This window comes from Pandoraea sp. LA3 (assembly GCF_022696215.1).
In the GTDB taxonomy this organism is placed as follows: domain Bacteria; phylum Pseudomonadota; class Gammaproteobacteria; order Burkholderiales; family Burkholderiaceae; genus Pandoraea; species Pandoraea capi.
Window position 1 is genome coordinate 1 of the sequence record NZ_PTPY01000030.1, and the last position, 25489, is coordinate 25489.

21 protein-coding genes are annotated in these 25489 nt (G+C 64.2%); 3 read left to right on the forward strand and 18 right to left on the reverse strand.

Annotation, left to right across the window (positions count from 1 at the left end; all coding sequences use genetic code 11):
* Nucleotides 1–183: 183 nt before the first annotated feature.
* From C5N93_RS10160 to C5N93_RS10190, 7 genes are all read right to left on the reverse strand, one after another.
* Nucleotides 184–591, reverse strand: coding sequence for a RidA family protein (locus tag C5N93_RS10160; RefSeq protein ID WP_150723543.1), 408 nt, complete (start codon nucleotides 589–591; stop codon nucleotides 184–186).
* Between the two features lie 2 nt (nucleotides 592–593).
* Nucleotides 594–1064 carry an acyl-CoA thioesterase gene (locus tag C5N93_RS10165; RefSeq protein ID WP_150723522.1) on the reverse strand — a complete coding sequence of 157 codons (471 nt, stop codon included), beginning with the start codon at nucleotides 1062–1064 and terminating at the stop codon, nucleotides 594–596.
* A 68-nt stretch (nucleotides 1065–1132) separates the two neighbouring features.
* The gene (locus tag C5N93_RS10170) at nucleotides 1133–2776 is read right to left on the reverse strand and encodes an AMP-binding protein (RefSeq protein ID WP_242559174.1); all 1644 of its coding nucleotides are present in this window, start codon (nucleotides 2774–2776) and stop codon (nucleotides 1133–1135) included.
* A 209-nt stretch (nucleotides 2777–2985) separates the two neighbouring features.
* Entirely contained in the window at nucleotides 2986–4170 is a 1185-nt protein-coding gene (locus C5N93_RS10175) for an acyl-CoA dehydrogenase family protein (RefSeq protein WP_242559175.1), read from the reverse strand.
* A 4-nt stretch (nucleotides 4171–4174) separates the two neighbouring features.
* A complete protein-coding gene (locus C5N93_RS10180) occupies nucleotides 4175–5038 on the reverse strand; it encodes an enoyl-CoA hydratase family protein (RefSeq protein ID WP_242559176.1) in 864 nt (287 codons plus the stop codon).
* Nucleotides 5039–5206: 168 nt separating this feature from the next.
* A complete protein-coding gene (locus C5N93_RS10185; RefSeq protein ID WP_242559177.1) occupies nucleotides 5207–6019 on the reverse strand; it encodes an SDR family NAD(P)-dependent oxidoreductase in 813 nt (270 codons plus the stop codon).
* Between the two features lie 9 nt (nucleotides 6020–6028).
* On the reverse strand, nucleotides 6029–8371 hold the full coding sequence (locus C5N93_RS10190; RefSeq protein WP_242559178.1) for a bifunctional salicylyl-CoA 5-hydroxylase/oxidoreductase: 2343 nt from the start codon (nucleotides 8369–8371) through the stop codon (nucleotides 6029–6031).
* Between the two features lie 382 nt (nucleotides 8372–8753).
* Between C5N93_RS10190 and C5N93_RS10195 the strand changes: the two genes are divergently transcribed.
* Nucleotides 8754–9068 (forward strand): DUF5076 domain-containing protein, encoded by a 315-nt coding sequence (locus tag C5N93_RS10195; protein ID WP_242559179.1) that lies wholly within the window; start codon nucleotides 8754–8756, stop codon nucleotides 9066–9068.
* 30 nt (nucleotides 9069–9098) lie between these two features.
* Here the strand turns inward: C5N93_RS10195 and C5N93_RS10200 are convergent, their stop codons facing one another.
* Complete coding sequence (locus tag C5N93_RS10200) at nucleotides 9099–10460, reverse strand: MFS transporter (RefSeq protein WP_242559180.1); 1362 nt, start codon at nucleotides 10458–10460, stop codon at nucleotides 9099–9101.
* Nucleotides 10457–11854, reverse strand: coding sequence for a M20 family metallopeptidase (locus C5N93_RS10205; RefSeq protein ID WP_242559181.1), 1398 nt, complete (start codon nucleotides 11852–11854; stop codon nucleotides 10457–10459). The genes C5N93_RS10200 and C5N93_RS10205 overlap by 4 nt, the downstream gene beginning before the upstream one ends.
* Nucleotides 11855–12087: 233 nt before the next feature.
* Between C5N93_RS10205 and C5N93_RS10210 the strand changes: the two genes are divergently transcribed.
* Nucleotides 12088–13005, forward strand: coding sequence for a LysR family transcriptional regulator (locus C5N93_RS10210; protein ID WP_242559182.1), 918 nt, complete (start codon nucleotides 12088–12090; stop codon nucleotides 13003–13005).
* A 36-nt stretch (nucleotides 13006–13041) separates the two neighbouring features.
* Here C5N93_RS10210 and mdtD read toward each other — a convergent pair whose 3' ends face one another.
* The 9 genes from mdtD to gloB all read right to left on the reverse strand — a co-directional run bounded on the left by mdtD (nucleotide 13042) and on the right by gloB (nucleotide 24613).
* Nucleotides 13042–14460, reverse strand: a complete 1419-nt coding sequence (gene mdtD, locus C5N93_RS10215; RefSeq protein ID WP_242559183.1) for a multidrug transporter subunit MdtD — start codon at nucleotides 14458–14460, stop codon at nucleotides 13042–13044.
* Nucleotides 14461–14736: 276 nt separating this feature from the next.
* Nucleotides 14737–16638 carry a propionate--CoA ligase gene (locus C5N93_RS10220; RefSeq protein WP_242559184.1) on the reverse strand — a complete coding sequence of 634 codons (1902 nt, stop codon included), beginning with the start codon at nucleotides 16636–16638 and terminating at the stop codon, nucleotides 14737–14739.
* A 170-nt stretch (nucleotides 16639–16808) separates the two neighbouring features.
* The gene (locus C5N93_RS10225; RefSeq protein ID WP_242559185.1) at nucleotides 16809–18716 is read right to left on the reverse strand and encodes an ABC transporter ATP-binding protein; all 1908 of its coding nucleotides are present in this window, start codon (nucleotides 18714–18716) and stop codon (nucleotides 16809–16811) included.
* Nucleotides 18713–19828: a hypothetical protein gene (locus C5N93_RS10230; protein ID WP_242559186.1), complete on the reverse strand. Its 1116-nt coding sequence runs from the start codon at nucleotides 19826–19828 to the stop codon at nucleotides 18713–18715. The genes C5N93_RS10225 and C5N93_RS10230 overlap by 4 nt, the downstream gene beginning before the upstream one ends.
* 24 nt (nucleotides 19829–19852) lie before the next feature.
* Nucleotides 19853–20518 (reverse strand): hypothetical protein, encoded by a 666-nt coding sequence (locus C5N93_RS10235; RefSeq protein WP_242559187.1) that lies wholly within the window; start codon nucleotides 20516–20518, stop codon nucleotides 19853–19855.
* Between the two features lie 29 nt (nucleotides 20519–20547).
* Complete coding sequence (locus C5N93_RS10240) at nucleotides 20548–21288, reverse strand: lasso peptide biosynthesis B2 protein (protein WP_242559188.1); 741 nt, start codon at nucleotides 21286–21288, stop codon at nucleotides 20548–20550.
* A 13-nt stretch (nucleotides 21289–21301) separates the two neighbouring features.
* Nucleotides 21302–21484 carry a hypothetical protein gene (locus C5N93_RS10245; protein WP_150723537.1) on the reverse strand — a complete coding sequence of 61 codons (183 nt, stop codon included), beginning with the start codon at nucleotides 21482–21484 and terminating at the stop codon, nucleotides 21302–21304.
* Nucleotides 21485–21727: 243 nt separating this feature from the next.
* Nucleotides 21728–23425, reverse strand: coding sequence for a transglycosylase SLT domain-containing protein (locus tag C5N93_RS10250; protein WP_242559189.1), 1698 nt, complete (start codon nucleotides 23423–23425; stop codon nucleotides 21728–21730).
* Between the two features lie 360 nt (nucleotides 23426–23785).
* The gene (gloB, locus tag C5N93_RS10255; RefSeq protein ID WP_242559190.1) at nucleotides 23786–24613 is read right to left on the reverse strand and encodes a hydroxyacylglutathione hydrolase; all 828 of its coding nucleotides are present in this window, start codon (nucleotides 24611–24613) and stop codon (nucleotides 23786–23788) included.
* 14 nt (nucleotides 24614–24627) lie between these two features.
* Here gloB and C5N93_RS10260 point away from each other — a divergent pair, with 14 nt between their 5' ends.
* Nucleotides 24628–25485: a methyltransferase domain-containing protein gene (locus C5N93_RS10260; RefSeq protein WP_242559191.1), complete on the forward strand. Its 858-nt coding sequence runs from the start codon at nucleotides 24628–24630 to the stop codon at nucleotides 25483–25485.
* Nucleotides 25486–25489 lie beyond the last annotated feature (4 nt).

Below are 25489 nucleotides of genomic sequence, written 5' to 3' on the forward strand. Positions count from 1 at the left end.
GCGGAAACAGAGCGCGGGAAGCGGGCGGTTTCGGTGGAGGCACTGAGGGCGGGGAGGGAGACGGGCCGGGGCCCCTTTCTGCAGCGAGTTGGGTTTATGTCTGAGCGGCGGAAAGGGGCTCCGGCCCGTCAGGCGGGGGGTGTTCACCCGCCTAAAGCAAGCACTAACAAACGTAAAGAAAAATCAGCCGGCAGGAACAACCGCAGTCACTTCGATCTCGACCTTGGCTTCGTCCTCGACGAGGTCGGCCACTTCGACGGCGGTCATCGCAGGAAAGTGCCGACCGATGACGGCGCGGTAGTGTTCCCCGATGGCGGGATAATTCGCCACGTACTCGCGTTTATCCTTCACGTACCAGGTCATACGGACGATATGTTCCGGCTTGGCCTTCCCTTCGGCAAGAATCGCAACAATATTCTCGAGCGTCTGACGCACTTGAAGTGCGAAATCATCCGTCTCAAAGCGTTGCTGCGCGTTCCAGCCGATCTGACCGCCGACAAACACGATGCGGCTGCCTGCCGTCATCTCGAAGGCCATGCCGTTGGCATAGCCGCGCGGTTTCGCCCATTCGGGCGGTTGGAGAACTTGCAGCATCAGGACACTCCTTCAATCACAGAATCGGGTGCGGCAAAGCGCACAATCGCATTGCGCTGGGCGGGGGGCACGGCGATCGGGGCGGGACGACCGCCCTCGCCTTTCGCCACCCAGACCAGCACCAGCGTGGCTTGCAGGCGCGTCTCGTCGTCAGCGCCGGCGAACCGGATACGCAGAGTCATCGACGAGCGGCCGAGGCGGGTTACTTCGAGCGAGCGCACCAGCGTCTCGCCCAGAAAACTTGGGGCGCTGAAACGGCATTCGATGTTGGCCGTGGGCACGCCCATACCGTCGCGCAGATGCATCTCGCCGAATGACAGGTTGAGTCCTTCGGCGCACCAGTCCTCGACCAGATCGTTGATCATCTCGAAGTAGCGCGGATAAAACACGATGCCTGCCGGGTCACAGTGTTTGAACCGGACCAGCAACGGCTTCACGAAAGCATGTTCCGCCACGTTCGCCTGCGCCATCATTCCTCCCCTTTCACAAAAGTCAGTGGGTGCCCACTGGAGCCCCCACTACATCAATCGGCTTCGGCTTATTGCGCCATTTGCCGGAGCTTGAAGCGTTGCAGTTTGCCTGTCTCCGTGCGCGGCAGCGTGTCGACGAACTCGATTGCGCGCGGGTACTTGTACGGTGCGATGTTAGCCTTCACATACTCCTGAAGCGTCTTCACCATCGCATCGTCGTGCGGCTGCCCGGCCTTGAGCACCACATAGGCCTTCACGATCTGGCCGCGAGCTTCATCGTTCGCACCGACCACACCGCACTCCGCCACGGCCGGGTGTTGCAGCAGTGCCGACTCCACTTCCGGGCCTGCGATGTTATAGCCTGCGGAGACGATCATGTCGTCCGAGCGGGCCTGATAGTAGTAATTGCCCGCTTCGTCGCACATGAACGTGTCGCCCGGCAGGTTCCAGCCTTGCTTCACGTAATTCGTCTGACGCGAGTCCGCGAGATAGCGGCACCCCGTCGGCCCTTTCACCGCCAGCTTGCCCACCTTCCCCGGCGGGAGCGGCTGCATGTTCTCGTCCACGATCATTGCGATATAGCCGGGGACCGGTTTGCCGATCGCGCCCGGTACGACATCGCCGTTCGCTGCCGAGATAAAGATGTGGATCATCTCCGTGCCGCCGATGCCATCGATCATCTCGATGCCCGATGCCTGCTTCCATAGCTGTCGGGTGGCGTCGGGCAGCGCCTCGCCCGCCGACACCGTCTTCCTCAGACTCGACAGATCGTACTTGCCGACGAGTGCGGCCATCTGACGATAGAACGTTGGTGCCGTAAAACAGATCGTCGCACGATAGTCAGCGATCGCTTGCAGCAGACTGTCCGGCGTCAGCTTTTCCAGCAGCACCGTCGCTGCGCCGACGCGCAACGGGAACGTCAGCAAGCCGCCTGTGCCGAAAGTGAACGCTAACGGGGGAGTGCCGCAGAAGACATCGTCCGGCCCCGGCTTGAGCACGTGGCGCGGGAACAGATCGCACATTGCCAGCACGTCGCGATGGAAATGCATCGTGCCCTTCGGCTGCCCCGTCGTGCCGCTCGTGAAGGCGATCAGACAGACGTCGTCCACCGCCGTGTCGCAGGCGTCGAAGCTCGCCGGCTGACGGGCCATGCGGGCCTCCAGTGAGTCCTCACCAACGTCGTGAAAATAGACCACCTTCGACAAGACCGGACAGTAGTATTCATGCCCCGGCTGACGATTGAATTCCAGCTCTTCCTTGAGACGACCGTCACACAGCGCGGCACTCACCTCCGCCTTGTCGACAATCTGCTTGAGTTCCTTCGCGCGCAGCAGCGGCATCGTGGGCACGCCGACGAGTCCGGCCTTGATCACAGCGAGCCAGGCCGCAGCCATGAACAGATTGTTCGGGCCGCGCAGCAGCACACGGTTGCCCGGCACCAGCGCCATATCGTTACGCAGCACATGGGCGATGCGATCGACCATCTCGCGCAGACCGAGATAAGTCGTGGTCGTCGGCTTTCCATTTTCGACCGAATAAATCGCCGGCGCGTCACCGCGTCCCTGTGCGATCGTGCGGTCCAGCAGTTCCGCGGCGCAATTGATGCGCGCCGGATATGCCACGTCCGGATTGTCGAGCAGAAACTCGGGCCACTGATCCGCGGGCGGCAAATTGTCGCGCGCGAAAGTGTCGAGATGTCCAGATCGTTCCATGTGCTTCTCCTTGCCCCCGGTAATCCAGCATGACGCCGACGCTACGCGTCAGACCCAGTCCTAGTGCTTCCAAGTGTTATTGCAAGACGCCATGCCATCCCTGTCTGCGTGGGTTGCCACTGCGCACATCACAAGTCCTGCCAAACCACGTTCCAGCCTGTGCCGCCATACGGCACGACTTCCAAGTCCCGCACGTCAAACGCCAAAGATCAGTCGTCCTTGAGCAACTCGCGCGCGATGATCAGTTTTTGCACTTCCGTTGCCCCTTCGTAAATCCGCAGCGAGCGGATCTCGCGATACAGACGCTCCACCACCGCGCCCGACACCACGCCAGCGCCGCCGAACATCTGCAAAGCCCGGTCAATGACCTGCTGCGCAGACTCCGTCGAAAACATCTTCGCCATCGCCGCTTCGCGCGTCGTGCGCTGCCCCAGCACGTCGCGCTGCCATGCGGCGCGGTACGTCAGCAAAGCCGCCGCGTCCACCGAAGTGGCCATATCGCCCAACGCCGCCTGCGTCAGTTGGAAGTCCGCCAGCGTCTGACCGAACATCTTGCGCGACTTTGCGCGCGCCAGCCCTTCGTCCAGCGCACGACGCGCAAAACCCAACGCGGCTGCGGCCACCGATGCGCGGAAAATATCCAGCGTCATCATCGCGACCTTGAAGCCCTGCCCTGCCTCGCCCAGACGTTGCGACGCGGGCACGCGGCAGTTCTCGAACTTCAGGCGCGCCAGCGGGTGCGGCGCGCTCACGTCGATGCGCTCGGCAATCGTCAGCCCCGGCGTGTCGGCGTCGACCACGAACGCGCTGATGCCGCGTGCGCCCGGCGCTTCGCCCGTACGCACGAACACACAGTAAAAGTCCGCAATGCCGCCGTTCGAAATCCACGTCTTCTCGCCGTTCAGCACGTAGGCATCGCCATCCGGTGTCGCCGAACAGGCCATAGCGGCGACATCTGAACCGGCGTCCGGCTCCGACAACGCGAAAGCGGCAATCGCCTCGCCCGACGCCACGCGCGGCAGATAGCGCTGCTTGAGCGCGTCGCTGCCCGCGAGCGTGATCGCACCGCTGCCGAGCCCCTGCATCGCGAACGCGAAGTCCGCGAGGCCGTCGTGACGCGCCAGCGTTTCGCGCAGCACGCAAAGCGCACGCGAATCGAGCTTCTCCAGCGCACCGCCGTGGCTGGCGGGCACGCAATACTTCAGCCATCCCGCGCGGCCCAACTGGCGCACCAGCGATACGCACGTCGCATCCGTATCGGCGTGATGATCGACCTTCAGCTCGCGCGTGCACCACGCATCGAGCGTCGAGCCCAGATGACGGTGCGCATCTTCAAAAAACGGCCACGCGAGAAAATCGGCATTGCGGGCGTTGTAAGGAGTGATTGCGCTCATGACGTCAGTCGCCCTCGAAGACCGGCTTTTGCTTGGCGACGAAAGCGTCGTAAGCCCGGCGGAAATCCTTCGTCTGCATGCAGATGGCCTGCGCTTCGGCTTCCCCCTCGATGGCCTCGTCCACGCCCATGTTCCATTCCTGATGCAGCAACTTCTTCGTCACGCCGTGCGCGAAAGTCGGGCCGCAGGCGATCTGATCGGCCAGCGTCTGCGCAGCCGAGAGCACCGCGCCGCCGTCATGCAGCGCGTTGAAGAAGCCCCATTGCGCGCCCTCCTCGGCTGTCATCACGCGACCGGTGTAGAGCAATTCCGAGGCGCGTCCCTGCCCGATCATGCGCGGCAGCAACGTACATGCGCCCATATCGGCGCCGGCCAGTCCCACGCGCACGAAGAGGAACGCCGTCTTCGTTTGCGGCGTGCCCAGCCGCATATCCGACGCCAGCGCCACCATCGCACCCGCGCCGGCGCAGATGCCGTCGATCGCGCTGATGATCGGCTGCGGGCAGGCGCGCATCGCCTTGACGAGATCGCCCGTCATGCGCGTGAAATCCAGCAGTTCCGGCATGCTCATCTGCGTGAGCGGGCCGATGATTTCGTGGACATCGCCGCCCGAACAGAAATTGCCGCCCGCGCCGGTCACGACGACCGTCTTGATGTCCGTCGCATAGACCAGCCCGCGGAACAGATCGCGCAGTTCCGCATACGAGTCGAACGTCAGCGGATTCTTCTTGTCGGGACGGTTCAGCGTGATCGTGCCGATGCTCGGACGCCCTTGCGCGTCGTTCGACACCGACCACAGAAAATGCCTGGCTTCGTAGTTCGCGAAGGGGCGCTTGTGATGCGCCATCGTCAGTTTCACGTCACTCATGGGCCAATCTCCTTTGGCAGCTTGCCTTTGACTTGCGCCCGGATCGCCTGGCTTCGGTGCGCGTATGAACAACGCTTGCCCGCCCGGCGGTCCTGCTCAATAAAATGACGACGGACGGCCTCGTGCCGGCACGGCGTCATGAATCCTTTATCGACGTTTTCGACGGCCTCAGCCGACCGTCACTTCCCCGCCGGCAACCGCAATCGACTGCCCCGTCATCGACGCGGCACCCGGCTGGCAGAGCCACAACACGGCGTCGGCAACCTCCTGGGGCTGCACGAGACGTGCCTGCGGATTGCGCTTGGCCAGTTCCGCGCGCGCTTCGTCTTCACTGCGGCCCGTCTTCGCGACGATGTTCGCCACGGCGTCGCGCACGATGTCCGTCTCCGTGTACCCCGGACAGACGGCATTCACCGTCACGCCCTTCTTCGCCACTTCGAGCGCCAGCGCACGTGTCAGACCGACCACACCGTGCTTGGCCGCGCAATAAGCCGTGACATACGGGTAGCCGATCAGACCGGCCGTGCTCGCCACGTTCACGATGCGCCCCCATCCTGCCGTGAGCATGGCGGGCAGCGCCGCCGAAATGCAGTGATACGTTCCCGTCAGATTGACGTCGATCATCTGCTGCCAGAGCTGGGCGTCCGTCTTGCCGAACGGGGCGCTCACGGCCTGTCCGGCGTTATTGACGAGCACCTGCACCGGGCCGAAGCGCTCGGCGGCGCGTGCGAATGCCGCTGCCACGGCGGCGGCATCGGAGATGTCGGCGCTCACCCATGCGACCTCACCGTGCGACGCCAATGCGCTCACGCCTTCGGCGAGCTTGGCTTCGCTGCGTCCGAGCAACGTCACGCGCGCGCCCTGCGCAAGCAGCGAGCGGGCCACGGCTTCGCCGATGCCGCGCGCGCCGCCCGTCACGAGCGCGTGCATGCCTTTGAGTGATGCCGGTGCCGTAGCGGTGGCGCTTGTCGTAGACGTCATGAACTGTCCTTATTTACCGATCTGTTGGGCGTAAGCGGCAGCACGCTCCAGATTGGTCTCGTACTGCCGTTTGCCGGCATAGTACTGCGACGGCCACGGCAAGTCCTTGTAGCCGATCTTCGCGGCTTCGTGCAGCGTCCAGAACGGATCGGCCAGATGCGGACGCGCCAGCGCACACAGGTCGGCACGACCGGACGCGATGATGCTGTTCACGTGATCCGCCTCGAAGATCGCACCGACGGCAATCGTCGGCACACCGGCCTCGTTGCGCACGCGATCGGCGAAGGGCGTCTGGAACATACGGCCGTAGACCGGCTTTTCTTCCTTGCTGACCTGCCCCGACGAGCAATCGATAAGATCGGCACCCGCGTCCTTGAAAGCGCGCGCAATCGCGACTGCGTCGTCCGGCGTGATGCCGCCCTCGACCCAGTCGTGGGCCGAGATACGCACCGACATCGGCCTGGCAGCGGGCCAGACGTCGCGCACGGCGTGGAAGACTTCCAGCGGATAGTGCAGACGATTTTCCAGCGAGCCGCCGTATTCGTCCTGCCGATGGTTCGTGAGCGGCGAGATGAAACTCGACAGCAGATAGCCGTGCGCGCAGTGCAGCTCCAGCCAGTCGAAACCCGCTTCGGCGGCGCGGCGGGCCGCTTGCACGAAGTCGTCCTTGACGCGGTCCATGTCGGCGCGCGTCATCTCACGCGGCGTTTGCGATACGCCGTCCATATAAGGCAGCGCGGAGGCAGAGATCAGCGGCCAGTTGCCGTCCTTGAGGGGCTGATCGATGCCGTCCCAGGCGAGGCGCGTCGAGCCCTTGCGTCCGGCGTGGCCGATCTGCATGGCGATCTTGGCGTCGCTGCCCGAGTGCACGAAGTCGACGATGCGCTTCCAGGCGTCGCGTTGTGCGTCGTTCCACAGGCCAGGGCATCCGGGCGTGATGCGCGCGTCGGGCGACACACAGGTCATCTCCGCGACGATCATGCCGGCGCCACCGAGAGCGCGACTGCCGAGGTGAACGAGGTGGAAGTCGCCGGGCACGCCGTCGACCGCCGAATACATCGCCATCGGCGACATCACGATACGGTTCTTGAGCGTGAGTTCGCGGGCACGGAACGGCGTGAACATCGGCGGAATCGCGTGCTGGCCGTCGGCGCGTTTCACACCGGCGTGCGCGGCGAGCCAGTCTTCGAAGCCTTCGACGTAGGCGGCGTCGCGCACCCGCAGGTTTTCGTGCGAAATGCGTTGTGAGCGCGTGAGCAGCGAATAGGCGAATTGCTCGGGTTCGAAGCGGGCGTAACGATCGACAGTCTCGAACCATTCCGTCGAATTGCGCGCGGCGTTCTGGATCTTGAGCACTTCGATGCTGCGCACGGCTTCGTAGTCGGCCAGCACGCGTGGCAGCGCATCGATGCCCTGCGTACCGAGGCCGTCGGCCAGTGCGATGGCGTCTTCAAGGGCGAGCTTGGTGCCCGAACCGATGGAGAAGTGCGCGGTGTGCGCCGCGTCGCCCATCAGCACGACGGGAACGAGCTTGCCGTCGACGTCGGCCCAATGGACCCAGTGTTCGCAGATCACGCGAGGGAATTGAATCCAGATGGCGGAGCCGCGCAGGTGCTTGGCGTTGCTCATCAACCCGTGACCGCCGAGGTACTTGGCGAAGAGGTTCTCGCAGAACTTCACGCCTTCTTCCTGGCTCATCTGGTCGATGCCATGAGCGCGCCAGACCGACTCGGGCGTCTCGACGATGAACGTCGACGTATCGGCGTCGAACTGATAGGCGTGCGCCTGGAACCAGCCGTGTTCCGTCTTTTCGAAGGCGAACGTGAAGGCATCGAAGCGCTGATGGGTGCCGAGCCAAACGAAGCGGTTCTGACGGGTGTCGATATCGGGACGATACGTATCGGCGTAGCGGGTACGGATGCGGCTGTTGAGGCCATCGGAGGCGATCACCAGATCGGCCTGATAGCGGCGGGCGATTTCCTGATCGTCGGAGACATCGGTCTCGAACACGAGTTCGACGCCGAGCGCTTCACAGCGGGCTTGGAGGATGTTGAGCAGCTTCTTGCGGCCGATGCCGATGAAACCGTGCCCGCCCGAGGTGATCGTGCGGCCTTCGAAATGGATATCGATATCGTCCCAATGGTTGAAGGCGGCGTTGATTTGCGCGGCACTTTCCGGATCGGCGACCTGGAGGTTGTCCATCGTGGCGTCGGAGAACACGACACCCCAGCCGAACGTATCGTAGGGGCGGTTGCGCTCCACCACCACTACACGATGGGAAGGTTCGCGAAGCTTCATCAACAACCCGAAATACAGACCTGCGGGCCCGCCACCGATACAGACGATATTCATCTCCAGCCTCCGGATTCACCGATCGCGTCGCGCCTACCCAAGCGTCCGATCTTTGTTAAATCGTAAATAGTTTATGTCTAAAATACTAGCGAAAAAAATTAGCGACGGCAAGGTCGGCAGCGGAGGGTGCCGCTTGGGGAGGGAAAGTCCTTAGATGGGGGAATACACAGCGACTGCGCTCGTCGCGCCGTGGATTATCAGACGAAGACCAAAGCAATCTACGGCCGTTACCGGATGGGTTCGCGCAATACGCCGCGTCATCATTGCCCCCTGTGCTGCGCAACGAGGCGTCAGCGTACAGAGCACGCGCCGCCCCGCGTGGCACGCTCACGGAAACGACCGAAGGCTTGGATGAGCCGATCAACCATCAGAGAGGAATTCGATGCACGCATGCCCCATCCCCGACGCCGTGTTGGCCGACAATGACGCCGTAGAAATGCTGCGTGTCTGGACGGCCGAGAAGGCGATGTATTGCTCGATGAAGGTCGGGATGTATCAGGAAACCCGCCAGATTTCGGAGGAGGCTGTCTGGGGCGTAATCCTTGCGGACGTTGCCAGACAAGTGTCGGACGCATTGCAGCGCGCCTATCCCGATACGCAAGCCGATTCGCTTGCCATGGTGCGGGATCATTTCCTCAACGAATTGCGCGCACCGTCCGTCCAGAGCAAGGAAGATGCGCCTCAGCAACGTCACTGAAGCGCATCTTGCCTCGACGTTACGTCAAGTTCAGCGCGCCCCCATCCGCGTGCGCGCAATCAGCAACGTTGTCAGGCTGATCGCTGCCCCCACCATCAGATAGAGCCCGGGGGCCAGCTTGTTGCCCGTCGCCGCGATCAGCCAGGCGACGGCCAACGGGGTGAAGCCGCCGAAGATCGTCGTCCCTAGGTTGTAGCCCACAGCCATACCGGTCGCGCGCGTTCGCGTCGGAAACAGCGACGACATCAGGGCCGGAATCGGCGCGAAGTACACCGCCTTCAATGTGCCGACCCACAACATCACCACCATCATCGTTGCCAACGAGGCATGCGCATTCATGAAGGCAAACGCCGGATACACCGTACACAGGAACAGCACGCCCGCCACCAGCATGATGCGAATGCGTCCGACCTTGTCAGACCAGTGCCCGACGAACGGCGTGAGCGTCATGATCACGAACCCCGTGACCAGCGTCGCAATGAAGCCCTGTGACGGCGGCAAACCGAGTTGCTTCGTAGCATATGTCGGCATGTACAGAATCATGTAGTTCGCCGTCGTCGTCAGAATCAACGCGCCAATGGACACCAGCAGACGCGACTTCTGCGTCGCCAGCACCTCCCACACCGGCGACTTGTCCGGCGCCGCCCCATCCCCCGCTACCGTCTGCGCTGCCTGCTTCCGTGCGACATCCTTTGCGAACGCCGGCGTCTCGTCGACATACTTGCGGATGTACAACCCGATCGGCCCGACCAGCATCCCGAAGAGGAACGGAAGACGCCATCCCCAGGATTCGAGTTGCGGCTGCGTCAGCGCGCCGGTCAGCACGGCACCGAACGCCGACGCCAGCAACGTGCTAGCGCCCTGACTCGCGAACTGCCAGCTCGACATGAAGCCCGGCCGGTTCGGCACATGCTCGACGAGAAACGCCGTCGAACTCCCGAACTCGCCGCCCGCCGAAAAGCCCTGCATCAGACGCGACAGAAAGATGCCGATCGGCGCCCACACGCCAATCGCGGCATACGTCGGCATGAAGGCAATCAACCCGGTGCCCACCGTCATCATCGCAATCGACAACATCAGCGACGCCCGTCGACCATGACGATCGGCATACGCGCCAAGCACGAACGCGCCCAAGGGGCGCGCCAGATACGACAGCGCAAAAGTGCCCAGCGCCATCAGCAACGACACGGTCTCGTCATGCGCCGGGAAAAACAGCTTCGAGATCGTCACGGCAAAGTACCCGTAGACAATCAGGTCGTACCATTCCAGCGCATTGCCAATCGACGTCGCGACGATCAGCTTGTAGACGGGCACCTCGCTGCGAACCCCGGCCTTCGCGTCGCCGGACGCGTCATGTACCTGATCCGCCCCCGCAGCAGCAGTACTGTTCATCGCGGTTTCCCCTCTTTCAGGTTCACATCCCCCAGATCCCAGAACAACCCCGCCATGATCTGCAACGCTTCACGCGCGACCGATCCCAGCAAATGCTCGTCCGGCGCGTGCTGCGAACACGCCGGATAGGAGTGCGGCACCCACAGCGTGGGCAGGCCAAGCACGTCCGCGAAAACGTCGTTCGGCAACGTACCGCCAAGGTTCGGCAACAGCACCGGCGGTTTGCCGGTCGTCTCGCGCATCGACCCCAGCGCCCACAGCACCCACGGATCTTCCGGGTCGAGTCGCGTCGCCATGACCCCACGCTCGACCTCGACGTCCACCATCGGAAAGCCATGCGCATCGAGGTGAGCGCGAACGATGTCGCCCAGACGCTCCCAGTCCGTGCCAACCACGAACCGGATCTGCATGTGCGCATAGGCATAAGGCGGAATCGCGTTGACAGGCTTCTCCGGATTGCCCGTCTTGAACGCCAGCACCTCGATGTTGTTCCAGCCGATCACGCGCTCGGTCGGCGTGAGCCCCGGCTCGCCATAGTCGACGTCGACCGCCGGATCGTTCGGACCGCCGCCGACTTCCAGCCCGGCCAGCGCGCGTCGGACGGATTCAGGCAGCGCCGGCGGACGCAGTCCCTCGACGAGAATCTTGCCGTTGCCATCGACCATCGACGCAATCGCATTGGCCAGCACGACGCCCGGATTGCGCAGCAAGCCGCCCCAGTTGCCCGAGTGATGACCGCCCTCGCGCAGGTTGAGACTGAGCTTGAAGTTGACGAGACCGCGCGAGCCGAGGAACACCGTCGGACGCGCCGCCGACAGACGCGGGCCGTCCGACGCAATCAACACGTCGGCGCGGAGTTCGTTGCGCAATTGCTCGCAAATCGCATGCAAGCCCGGCGATCCCATTTCCTCGCCCATCTCCACGATCATCTTCACGTTGTAGCCAAGCTTGCCGCCACGCGCCGCGAGCACCTCGGCCAGCGCCGCCAGATTGATCGTGTGCTGGCCCTTGTTGTCGGCAGTACCGCGGCCGTACCAGCGATCGCCTTCGACGACGATGTCCCACGGCTTGAGGCCGTCACGCCACTGTGCGTCGTAACCGCGCACGACATCGCCGTGGCCGTAGGTCAGCACCGTCGGCAATCCGTCCCCTTCACGACGCTCCGCAATGAGAAACGGCCCGCCGCCCGGCACGGGATTGGCCACGATTCGCGACGTGAAACCGAGCGCGGCAAGCGCAGGCGTCATCTCGTCCGAGAGGTACGCATGAAGGATGTCGCCGCTGTCCGCTTCCTGACTCTCGGTCTTGTAAGCGACGCGACGATTGAGGGTATCGAGGAACGCGCCCGAATCGAAATGGGCGGTGGCTTGAGTAATGGCTGCGCTACGGGTCACTGCTTGTCTCCAGATGGCTATGTGGGCACGGCGGCCGATCTCGCACATCGCTGCGACGCGTGTCGGTAGCACGCTGCGGCACAACCGTTCAGGCCATTCTAGGAGTCGATATTTTTGACAACAATGATAATATTTCGAAGGTTTCTTTGCCGTTTCGGCAAAGCAAAACCGTTGACTGAAATGCCCTTCCGCGACGCTTAGGTCTCGTCTCCGACCCTCATCTCTCGCTGGCCATGCAAACTCACGCCCTGCGTTACTTTCTCGAAGTCGCCCGGACCGGATCACTCAGTCGCGCGTCGGAACGGCTGCATGTAGCGGTGTCGGCGCTGAGCCGACAGATTGCCAAGCTGGAGGAGGATCTGGGCACGCCGCTATTCGAACGGCGCCCGCGCGGCATGGTGCTGAGTGAGGCAGGTGAGTTGCTCGCCGATCACGCGCGTCGCGTGTTGCTCGATGCGGAACGTGTCACCTCGGAAATTCGTGGGCTGACGGAAGTGGGACGCGCCACGATTCGCGTCGCCAGTGCGGAGGGCGTGGCGCGCGACTTTCTGCCACAGGTCTTCGCCCGCTTTCGCGAAACCTATCCCGGTGCGCATTTTCTGCTGGACGTCGTCTCGCCGTTCGTTGCCACTGAGCGCGTACGCGACGGCGAGGCCGATATCGCCGTGTGTTTCAGTGTGGCGCCGGAAAAAGGCGTTCAGGTCGTGCACACGCAACCGGCGCCGATTTACGCACTGATGGCCAAAGCGCACCCGCTTGCCAGGCGACGTGACATCGCACTCGCCGATCTTCTGCCGTATCCGCTGGCGCTGTCGAACGCCGGCGTGACGATTCGCCAGATGTTCGACCTATGCTGCACGCTGGAGGGCCTGCTGTTCGAGCCCGTCTTCATCAGCAACTACCACGCGGCACTGCATAGCTTCGTTCGCTCAGGCAATGCCGTCACACTCACCGGCCTGCTGACGGTGCGCAGCCGTCTCGCGCCGGAAGGGCTCGTCGCTATCCCCATCCGCAACCCCGCCCTGCACCAGCGATCGTTGCAAGTGCAGACGATGGCCGGACGCACCTTGCCAGCGCCCGTCGAAGCGTTTCTGGGTCTGCTCATCGACGCGATTCGCGCGCCGGAGATTCTCGACAAACCATTCGCATAGTTTCGCGCAGGCTCGCACAACCGTCCGGCAAACCGCTCATTGATGTTCGGGAGCCGCAGGCGACGCGGCCGCCGCCTGCGCGTGCGCATCGCCATCCTCGCTCCCCATCTGCTCCCGATCCGTTAGCTGCGCAAAGATCCAGGACGAGCAGCACGTGATCAGTCCCACGCACCCGAACGTCGCACGGAAAGCGGGGAGAGCGCCCACCCCGGCCGCCTCTCCAAATGCGCCGGTGAACGTGACCAGCAGCGCACCGCCGACCGTCAGGCCAAAACTCATGGCCAGCATCTGCACGAGCGAGAACAGACTGTTGCCGCCGCTCGCGTCGTCGGGATTCAGATCCTTCAGCGTGAGCGTGTTCATCGCAGTGAACTGAATCGAGTTGATGCCCCCGAGAATGCCCAACTGAACGATGAGCAGCGGTACCGGATAGGTCGGTGTGACGAGCGAGAAGCTGGCGATCACGCAACCGGCAAGGATCGTGTTCCAGACCAGTACCGGCCGATACCCGTAACGCACGACCAGATACGTTGCGAGGCGCTTGGCAAAGATGCCCGTGATCGTGATCGGCAGCATCAGCAGCCCCGCCTCGAACGCCGAGTAGCCGAGACTCACCTGCAACAGTAACGGCACGAGATACGGCACGGCCGCGATCCCGATACGCGCAAAGAGATTGCCGAGCAACCCGACGCTGAACGTGTGCACCTTGAACATCGCCAGCGAGAACAACGGCTGCGGCGCGCGATTCGCGTACAGTCCGTAAGCGACGAACCCCGCGAAACCCAGCACCAGCAACACCAGCATCAACGCATGCGCCCCCGCAATGTCCGCATGGCGATCGAGCGCCAGCGACGTCGCCACCATCCCCACCGACAGCAGCAAATACCCTTTGATGTCGAACGACGTTCGATGCGGCGCACGCGCATTGGCCAGGAAGAAGTGCGCAGCGATGCATCCCGCCACGCCCACCGGCACGTTGATCAGAAACACCCAGTGCCACGACGCCACCTTGACGAGCCACCCGCCCAGCGTCGGCCCGATGAGCGGTCCGATCATGCCCGGCACGGCCACGAACGCCAGCGCCTGCAAGTACTGTTCGCGCGGGAACGTGCGCAACACGGCGAGACGCCCGACCGGCAACAGCATCGCCCCGCCGAATCCCTGCACGATGCGCCACACGACCAGCGCCTCGAGCGTGCCGGAATAGGCGCACATCGCCGAGCCGATGGAGAAAATCGTCAACGCACTGGAGAACACGACACGCGTGCCCAGTCGATCCGCGAGCCAGCCGGACAAGGGAATCGTCACCGCCATCGTAAGCGCATAGGCGATCACAACGGCCTGCATGTGCAGCGGGGATTGACCGAGGTCGCGCGCCATCGCGGGCAGCGCCGTGTTGACGATGGTCGAGTCGAGCGTCTGCATGAAGAAGCCGACGGAGACCACGAAAAGCATGGCTTTCTGCCGCCAGGCGGCCGGATGGGAAGATGTCATGTCGATGAGAGAGGAACGGGCATGAGCACCTGGGCATCATACCGGTGTTGCCCGGCGTGCTGTCGCAATGCGACGCCGGTTATCGATATCGAAACACATTCGCCATCCCAATGCACTGCGGCGCAGTCCGAAAAATCGGCTGCGCCGCAGTTTGACGTCCTCAGTCGTCTGTCCCGCCGTCGTCCTGAATTACATCGTCACGCGCTACGCGTACCGTGCGCGTCCTACCGTCATACGTCAGGCGCCCTTCACCGCGTCGCGCACCTGCTCCAGCGCAGCCGGATCCTCGATCGTGATCAGATCGCCGGTCTCGCGTCCCTCGCAGATCGCCTGAATGGCGCGGCGAAGCAACTTGCCGGAGCGCGTCTTGGGCAGCATCGAGACGAAGAATACGCGGGCCGGACGCGCCACCGCACCCAATTGCTTGTCCACCGTCTTCATCACGTCGCCTTCGAGCGCCAGACGTGCCTGCGTCGTGTCCACCTCCTCCGGTCGACGCAGCACCGCGAAGGCCATCGCCACCTGCCCCTTGAGCGCGTCCTGCACGCCGATCACCGCGACCTCGGCCACCGCCGGATGACTGGCGATGCTCTCCTCGATCTCACGCGAACCGAGCCGGTGCCCGGCCACGTTGATGACGTCGTCGGTGCGCCCGAGAATGAAGTAGTAGCCATCCTCGTCGCGCACGCCCCAGTCGAAGCTCGAATACAGCATGCGTCCCGGCACCGTCTGCCAGTACGTCTTGACGAAGCGCTCGTCGTCGCCCCACAGCGTGCTCAGACATCCCGGCGGCATCGGCCCTTCGATGGCCAGCACGCCCTTCTCGTTGGGCCCGCAGTCCTCGCCTGTAGCTTCGTTGACAAGCTTCACGTCGTAGCCGTACACCGGCTTGCCCGGCGATCCGAGCTTGCCCGGGAGGACTTCCACCCCTCGCGCCATGCCCAGAATCGGCCAGCCCGTCTCCGTCTGCCAGTAGTTGTCGACGACCGGCTTGCCGACGCCTTCCGTCAGCCATCGGGCCGTCGGTTCGTCCAGCGGTTCGCCAGCGAGGAAGATGAGACGCAGCGACGACAGGTCGTATTGCGTCAGATAGGCAGGATCCTGCTTCTTGAGCACACGAATCGCTGTCGGCGCGGTGAACAGTTGCGTCACCTTGTACTTCTCGACGATACGCCACCAGATACCGCCGTCGGGACGAATCGGCGTGCCTTCGTACATGACCGTCGCAATGCCCGCGAGCAGCGGCGCGTAGACGATATAGCTGTGCCCGACCACCCAGCCGATGTCGGACGCGCAGAACATCGTGTCGCCCGGCTTCGCGCAGAAGATGTGCTGCATCGACGAGGCTAGCGCAACCGCATAGCCCCCGGTGTCGCGCTGCACGCCCTTCGGCTTGCCCGTGGTGCCCGAGGTGTACAGCACGTAGGACGGATCGCTGGATTCCATCCATTCGCAGGGCACGAACGCGTCGAGATGCTGCTCGCGCAGCGGGGCATAGTCGACGTCGCGGCCCGCCACGCGCGTCATGGGCGCGAGTCCGCGATCGATCAGCAGCAAGCTCGACGGCTTGTGCTGCGCGAGCGTAATGCCCTCGTCGAGCAGCGGCTTGTACGGCACGACCTTGCCGTTGCGCGAACCGGCATCGGCGGACACGATGACCTTCGGGCGCGCGTCGTCGATGCGCGCGGCGAGGTTCACCGACGCGAAACCGCCGAACACCACCGAGTGAATCGCCCCGAGCCGGGTGCAGGCGAGCATCGCGAACAGCGCTTCGGGCACCATCGGCATGTAGATCAGCACCCGCTCGCCGCGCGCCACGCCCAACGATTGCAGCGACGCCGCCATGCGATTGACCTCGGCGGAGAGTTCGTCGTACGTGTAGACACGCTCCTGCTCCGTCTCGGTCGACACCCACACCAGCGCGTTTTGCGTGCCGCGTGACGGCAGGTGACGATCGACGGCGTTATGGCAGATGTTGGTCCGTCCGCCGACGAACCAGCGCGCGAACGGCGGCTTGTCGTATTCGAGCACCTGATCGAACGGCGTCTCCCAATCGATCAGTCTGGCCTGCTCCTCCCAAAAGGCCGCACGCGAGTCCGGCGCAATCGAACGGGCGTGAAACGACGCATACGAAGTCATGGTGTCTCCTTCCACTTATTGTGCGTTCAGTGTGCGCGTTGACGCTTACGGAAGGCTTACCGGATGCCCCGTGCCATCCCCGAAACGATAGGGGATTACGCGGAGATTACAGGGGAAATTCGCGCAAATTTGGCGATATTTGCGCGAAATCAAAGGAATCACGCAAGGATTCAGACGAGATCGGGCGCAGGCGTTCGGATGTCCTCCGGCACGTCGATGTGCTCGGCCTGCTGCGCATGCCACATGCGCGCGTAGAGGCCGCCGTGGCGTAGCAGCGTCACGTGGTCCCCGGTCTCGATGATGCGCCCGGCGTCCATCACGACGATACGATCCGCGTGACGGATCGCGGCCAGCCGGTGGGCCACCACGAGACATGTCGCGCCCGCCCGCTCGCGTGCGAGGCGCTCGAGAATGCGCGCTTCGGTGAGAGCGTCGAGCGCGGCGGTCGGCTCGTCGAGCAGCAGCAAAGGGGGACGTCCCCAAAGCGCCCGCGCAATGTTCACGCGCTGGCGCTCGCTGCCCGACAGGCCCGCCACCGACGCCGTGTCGGGCACTTCCGCCAGCGCCGTCACGCGCTGAAATTCCGACTGGACCGGACCATCGTCCGGCGACATTTCGCGGCTCAGGCCCGCGCGGTAAGCCACGTTGTCAAATAGCGGCCGGTCGAACAGACGGGAGTCCTGCGTGACGAATCCGGTGACGCGTCGCATCGCGTCGGCGTGCTCGCGACACAGTCGAAGCTCGTCGACGTACACGGCGCCGCGCGATGGCAGGACCATGCCCGCCACGAGCCGTAACAACGTCGACTTTCCCGCACCTGAAGGACCGACCAGCGCCACGTACTCGCCCGAGCCGATTCGCAGGCTGACGTCGGATACGATCGGTTGTGCGTCGTGGGCCGCTTCGTGGGGCGCGTCATGAGACATTACGCTCACGCCGTCGAGTTCGATGGCCGGCGCGGCGGAAACGAAAGGCCGTTGCGTGTCGGCAGGTGTCGCGGCAGCATTGCGCGCGTCGATTGGAGCGCTCTTACCGCCGTTACCACCGTCCACGCATTCCCTCTGCGCCAGTGCCGCGACAGTCGCCGGGCCAGCGGCACCGTCTCGCAGATGCTCGTCGACACTGACCAGCGCTCGCGCGACCTGCGAGACCAGCGCGCCCAGCATCGCCGCCGGCAACGCGAACTGGAGCAGGTAGGCATTGACCTGCACCAGCGTGCCGACCGGCTCGGCACCGCGCGCGACGTCGCTTACGGCGAGCAAGGTCATCGCCGAGACGCCCGCCGCCATGATCGCCATCTGCAACGCACTCGTCACCTGTGCCGTGGTTGCCGTCGCCAGCGCCGCCACGTAACGCGCGCGGAGTCGCTGTGAGAGACGCCCGACCTCCGCCGGCTCCTGCGCAAACGTCTTCACACACTCCAGTTGGCTCAGGGTGTCGGCAAGCGCCCCGGTCGTGGCGCGCGACACCTCGTTGGCCTGCGACTCGCGACGGGTGACGCGCGCCAGCGAAGGCCGCAGCGTCAGAACGTAAGCGAGCACCGTCCCGCCGAGAATCACGCCGTACAGCACACCGAAGTTGAGCATCAGGATGACCCCCGTGGCGACCACCTGCACCGCCAGCGGCAACAATCCGAACACCAGCCCGGTGACGATCACCGGCAGCGCAACTTCGACACGAAACAGGCAATCGAGCACCTGCCCGGCGTTGACGTCCCGCGCGCGATGGGCAGGCAGCTCGATCAGTCGTGTGAGATAACCGAGCCCGGTGCGACGCCGCAGGTCTTCCATCACGCGCTGAATGAGCAGATCCTTGCCTCGCTCACCGATGGCTGCGCCCGACCACAGCACCACGTAGGCGATCGCGAGCGGCATGGCCAGCGTGCCAGGACGCTCGCCTGCCAGCGCATCCACCGCCAACCCCAGCACCCACGGCGCGACGAGGCGTAGCGCGAGCATGAGGCCCGCAGCGCTCGCCGCACCGGCAAGCCACACGCGATGTCGCGACGACGCCGTCTCCCGCGCCCACAGCGTGCGCAGCACGAAACACAGCGCGTTCCAGCCCGCTTGTCGTGTCATGCCGCCGCCCCGCCGCTGGCGCCGGCACCTTGCCGCCATCCGCGCACGAACATCTCGACGGCATACAAGCGCCGAATCGTCGTCATCGATTCGAGATGATGATGGGCGAGCCGCCCGATGGCTCGACGGCAGGCATCATGGTCGATCCATCCCGATGCGGCGCAATACCCCTCCAGGCAGACCTCTTCGACATGCGGCAGATTCGCGGCCACGCCTGCCCCCACGATGCCGGTCATCGTGCCCTTGTCGCGCCGCCAGAGGTTCGGCAAGCCGCTGGCAAGATACGCCGCACGCCGTAACGGCAAGCGGTTATGCATCGCGCTGAAGAGTCGATACGTGGGCATGGCGAAGCCCGCTTCCACGACAGGCTGCGTGAGGAACGGAAACACGGTGCCCCCGTCGGCAAGAGCCGGATGCACTTCGATGTCGCGCAGATTCCCCAGCGTGCCGAGCACCTGCGCCCGTTTGCCGGGACGCATCCGAAGCGGCCAATGCGCCAGCCACGCCTGCGCAAGCGGTTCCGTGCCGCGCGATGCCTTGCCGTCACCCAGGCTTCCCATGCCGCCGGCAAAGGCAGCCGCCGTGAGCAATCCGTCCTGCGGTGCAGCCAGAGGATTGGCCTGCCGCTGCCGCAACTGAGCGAACGCGCCCTGCGCCACCCACAGCAACGGCAGACGCTGCATCATCGCGAGATCGCGCCACGCGCCGAAGGCTCGCCGCCATTGACCGTCGGCGAAAGCGTCGAGAAAGGCGCCGTCGGGCGGCGGCGCAAGGAAGATCGCATCGCCGCCGTGGCCGTTGACCACGCGATGATCGCGGTAAGGTGCGAGTCGTTCGCGCACCGCGTCGAGCTGGGCCAGCATGCACAAGTGCATGGCCGGTCTCGCCAGACGGGGGATCACCGACGGTGGCGAGAACGCCGCGCATTCGATGTCGAACCGCTCGAATGCCATGCGCACATGTCGCGCAACCTGGCTCGCATGGTGCGATTCGTCGCTCGACGGCGAACCCGGATCGCGATGATTCACCGCGGTGCAATGCCCGGCAACGCCGGATTGCGCAAGCGCCAGCGCCAGTGACGTCGACTCGACACCACCCGACAACTCCAGCACCGCACGGCGACTCTCAAGGCAACGCTACGTGGAACGTCGCAGCACGCCAAGCAGGCCCGTGCCGGACGCCATCTCCTGAGCTTCCCGCGCGCCCCCTTCCGGGCGCCACGACGGCCACCAGACGACGCGTGTCCTGGGCGCGCCGCGCTCCGGAATCCACAGCGCATGACCGAGCGGCAGACGCTCCACGTCATACAGTGCGCACTGGACGTTGCCAACGTCGCCATGCACGAGAAAGGCCTTGAGCGCAGCGCTGTCGAAGGTCGGTTCGTCGCCGGCGAGCGCCGCCGGGTCAGCCGCCACATGGACGCCACCATCGCGACAGAAGCGGTAGTACGTGGGGCAGTGACCGCACGGATCGCACAGCACAAGCGTAGCGCCGCACCAGCGGTCGTGCACGATGATCCGGTAATGCCCCCAATACCGTTCGACGAAGCGCTCAGGCGACTCCAGCGCAAGACGCGCCAACTCCAGCCCCGGTGACACCTCGCGGCCGTCGTCCTTACGAAACACGCGACCGCTGACGTACCACGCCAGCAATTCGCTCTGGTCGCTGACGTGACACCGCTCACCACTGCCCTCGGGGCGGATTCTGGCGGCAGGCTGGCCGTCCAGCCCGCGCAATACGACAGCGCCGGGCAGCGGCACATGACGCTCCGCCGGTCCTGGTCTCAGGCGGGCAAGTTTCATGACGGGCTCCGTTTGGGGGGGGCGTTGGGTCACGCGGGGGTTTCGTAGATGACGGCCAGTTGTTCGCGGCGGCGTGGGTCGTCACCGATTACCCGCCCCTGTGCTTCGGCCCATGCGTGGGCGTAGAACGGCTGGCGCTGCACGCCGACGACCAGTTGCAGACGCAGGCCATCGTGAGCACACCACATCGCCAATGCGGCGTACCAGGGCAGGCACGGCGTGCACTGCGGGTAGCACAACGCGGCACGGTGCATGGCCGCGACATAGGGTGCGTAGTCACCCGGTAGACCGTAGTGCGTGGGACGCGCCTGCTGCGCATGACTTACCCGGTCGATCACGCCCGCCATGCGCGCCTTGCGGGTGACGCGCTGCGCCTGCCAGAGCCAGTAGCCCGCGCGAATCACGTCGCGCTTGCGTGCAGCACCCGCCAGATCGCCGGGCATGACCAGCCAGGCGTCGAAGCCGAGCCGCGGCGACATGTCTCGCGTCGCGTGGCGCGCATCCGGCGTATCGCATGGCTCCGGAGCAAAGAGTCCTTCCGCGTCGAACATGGCCTGCATCGCCGGCAGCGTGCCGGAGACGACCTGCGGGTCATGACGCCATCCGATCAGCCGACGCAGTGCCTGCGAGTGCGCGTAAGACAGATTGAAGTAGCGGTCGTGAGCGAGCTTGAGCACGACCACGTGGTCGTCGATGCCGACGACGTGAACATCGGGCGCCAGATGACGGAAAACCGGCGCGTCCGCACACGCGCCGGTTCCGATTCGCATCGAATCTGCCACCTCAGGCATGACCTCCGGTCACCGGCGGCAGCGTCGGGATGCACACCGGGCGGAAGCACAGCGGCAGCACGGTGATGCCTTCGGCATCGTTGCCGATGACACCGCGCGTGGCGTGCGTGGCATCCACCGAGGCGAGTACGTCGAGTTCGGTCACTTCTTTCACGGTTCCCATTTCCTTCTTCATTTAGGACTCCTTCTTGAGTGAATACGAACGAAATCGTCCGCGTCTTCATCATAGGAAATACACGCCGGTGCATTTATGGGAATTTTCCGAAGCAGCACGTGAACCGCGTGCAGGCACTTGTGGGTCGTCCGGGGAACGTTCGAGGGAAATCGCGCCGACGCATCCCGAAAAGCAAAACGCCCGTGAGGACTGACCTCACGGGCGTTTTGGGGAACTGCGGCGACCGGGCGTCGCGAGAGCGTCTTACCGCTGAGCCGTCTTGGTGACCTTCGTGGACGGCTTCGCAGCCGCCTTGGCAACCGTCTTCGCAGGCGCCTTGGCCTGAGCCTTGGCGGGTGCCTTTGCGACGACCTTCGCGGCGGGTGCCGACTTGCTCGCGACCGCCTTGGTCGACTTGGCCGGGCTGGCGGCCGGGCGATGGTCGACCACACGAATCATCTTGCCGTTCTTGCCGCGCACCATACGCGTGCGCGGTGCGTCATCGTCATCCTTGGCCGCCACCGGTTCCGGCGCCGAGGCGGCCAGCACGCGCGATGCGTCCTTGACCGGCACATGCAGCACGAGCAGCTGGCCCGACGTCAGCGTGTCGCGACGCAGACGGTTCCAGCTCTTGATCTGGGCGACGCTCACACCGCTGCGCGACGCCACACCGGCGAGCGTGTCGTGCTTGCGCGCACGCACCATCACCTTGCGGGTATCAGGCAGATCCGGTTCCAGCGCCAGCACGGCGTTCGTCGCGACCGATGCGCTGATGTCCTGATCGATGTCGTCCGAGCGCGGCACGAGCAACGTCGAGCCCGCCTTCAGGCGCATGCGCGGCGCGATGTTGTTGACCGAGCGAATGACGGCAGCATCCACACCGAGCTTGCGCGCCACGTCTTCCGGACGCTCACGCGATGCCGACGTGTACGTCGTCCAGCTCGACAGCGGCTTGTCGTAGCTCTTCAGACGGCGCTGGAACACTTCGGCGCTGTCGAACGGCAGCAGAATCTGCGTTTGCGCAGCGCCCAGAATCACGGGCTTGCGGAACGATGGGTTCAGTGCGCGGAATTCGTCGAGCGGCAGATCCGCCAGCTTGGCAGCCAGCGCCACGTCGATATCGCGCTTCGTGGTCACGCTGACGAAGTACGGGTGATTCGGAATCTCCGGCAGCTTGACGCTATAGATGTCCGGATGCGCAATGATGTTCTTGATGGCCTGGAGCTTCGGCACGTAATACCGGGTTTCGGTCGGCATACGCAGGCTCAGGTAATCGGTCGGCAGCCCCTGCGCCTGATTACGGTCGATGGCGCGCTGCACGTTGCCTTCGCCCCAGTTATAGGCCGCCAGCGCGAGATGCCAGTCGCCGAACATCGCATACAGCTTCGAGAGGTAATCGAGGGCGGCGGTCGTCGAGGCGAGCACGTCGCGGCGCTCGTCCTGGAACATGTTCTGCTTGAGGTTGTACGTCTTGCCCGTACTCGGGATGAACTGCCACATGCCGGCCGCCTTGGCCGTCGAGAGCGCTTGCGGGTTGTATGCGCTTTCCACGAACGGCAGCAGTGCGAGTTCCGTCGGCATATGACGGCGCTCAAGCTCTTCGACGATATGGAACAGATACTTCTCGGAACGCTGGATCATGCGCTCGACATACTCGGGACGCTGCGCGTACCACTGCGTGCGATCCTGTGCGAGGTCGGTGTCGAGGTCAGGGATGGAGAAACCGTGGCGGATGCGCGACCAGAGATCGGCGTCGTCGCTGCCGTAAGCCAGATCGTTGATCGAGTCGTTGTCGAGGTCGATGGGCTGGTCGCTGGAGACGCGCTGCTTGCCTTTTGCGGTCGAAGCGACAGGCGACTTGCTCTGCGCATCGGGAGAAGCATTCGATGCACCTGTGGTCGGCGCTGTGCTGGCACACGCTGCCAATAGCAGCGTCAGGAGCAAGCTAACGATAAGTCGCATTGATCGGGCTCGATTTGGGTTACATCTTCATGAAATTGGCAAGGATGGTAAGGAAACCCTTCAGATGCGTCAACCATTCTGCCTAATTTTTTTGCAAAATTTACGCCAAAACGCCCTAAAAATAGGGGTTATCCCCGAGGGAGAATTCACAAAATGTGGTGGGAGCGACACGCGTTTTTGACGCACTTTACGCCACGCTCTCCGTATACGATGCCATCGATATGACACCGAAACTTCACGTCGGAGGCGAGGCGTCAGGGCGGAGCAGGTGGTGATAAAACTGTCAACGTCCGCCGGGCGACAAGGTCCATCGCACGCCACGCTGTTGACAGCGTGACGTGCCCACGGCTAGCGCCGAATTTATCGGAAGGTATCTTTCCAGCCCCGCACGGCAGCGAAAACGCCCTCGCGCGAAAGCGACGTCTTTCCGGCATGCGCCTCGGCGGCGGCAATCACGGCCGGTGCGTCGCTGCGCAGGAAGGGGTTCGTCACGCGCTCCTGCGCGAGCGTGGTGGGCAACGTGGGGCGTCCGGCAGCGCGCAACGCGCTCGCCTCTTGATGCCAGGCATTGAGCGCCGGGTTATCCGGATCGACGGCGAGCGCGAAGCGGATGTTCGACAGCGTGTATTCGTGAGCGCAATGCACCAGCGTGGCCGGCGGCAGCGCAGCGAGGGCATCGAGCGAGGCGAGCATCTGCGCAGGGGTGCCTTCGAACAGACGGCCGCATCCGCACGAGAACAGGGTGTCGCCGCAGAACAGGCGTGGCGCACCCGCTGCGCCCGCGCCGAGGAAGTAAGCGATGTGACCAGCCGTATGACCGGGAACGTCAATCACCTGAAGCGCCATGGCCGGCGCGTCGATGTGTACCGTCTCGCCGCCATTGTACGGATGGTCGACGCATGCGATGGCTTCGTGCGCAGGACCGTGGACCGGCACGTCGAAGCGTTCGAGCAACGTGTCGACGCCGCCGATGTGATCGGGATGCTTGTGCGTGACGAGGATGGCGCGCAGCGTGAGGCCGCGCGACTCGAGATAGGCGAGCACCGGTGCCGCGTCGCCCGGGTCGACCACGACGGCATCTTTGCCGTTATCGATCACCCAGAGATAATTGTCCTGGAACGCGGGGACGGGAAAGACGGTCAGTGTTTCGGCCGACTGCTTACTCACCGCATCTGCGTGCGCATCCATATATACTCGCCACCATGTCAGAACGTCCGATTATAGACTGGCCCGTCTGGCTCGTCTCACCGCCAGGCCGCTACGCGCTCGCATGGGAACAGGCCCTCTTCGACCAATGGGTCGGGGATCTGTTCGGCTATCACGCGTTGCAGCTGGGCCGTCCCGAGCTAGATACGCTGCGCGAAAACCGCATGCCTTACCGGGGCCTCATCCTTCCCGCCGCGCGTGGGCCGGAAGCCCCTTTGCTCATGACCAAAGCGGCCAGTGATACGACCAGCGGCGTGCCGTCGGCCGACGCAGGTGCCGTCGACATGGTCGCGCGCGACATCCTCGTGAGCCGTTTCGACGAACTGCCGATCGCCACGGCCAGCACCGATCTGGTGGTGCTGCCGCACGTGCTCGAATTTGCCGAGAACCCGCACGACATTCTGCGTGAGGTCGAACGCATTCTCGTGCCCGAAGGGCAAGTCATCATCACCGGATTCAACAATCTGAGTCTGTGGGGTGCGCGCGAGGAACTGGGCCGCCTCGCGGGGGCGCCGTTCCTGCCGCCGGGTGCCGACCTGATCGCTTTCACGCGTCTGAAAGACTGGCTCAAGCTGCTGTCGTTCGACATCGATCGCGGCCGCTTCGGCTGCTATCGCCCACCGTTGCGCGGCGAGCACTGGCTGCAACGCTTCGAGTTCATGGAGCCGGCGGGCGATCGCTGGTGGCCGATCTTCGGGGCGCTTTACGCGGTGCGCGCGGTCAAGCGCGTCAAGGGCACGCGCTTGGTCGGCAAAGTCCGCAAGCGTATACTCGGCCTCCAGCCGGCGGCGGCACCGGTGGCCACACCGAATACTACGCACCGCCAGATGGCGGAAGCCGACGCGTCCGATTGATTGT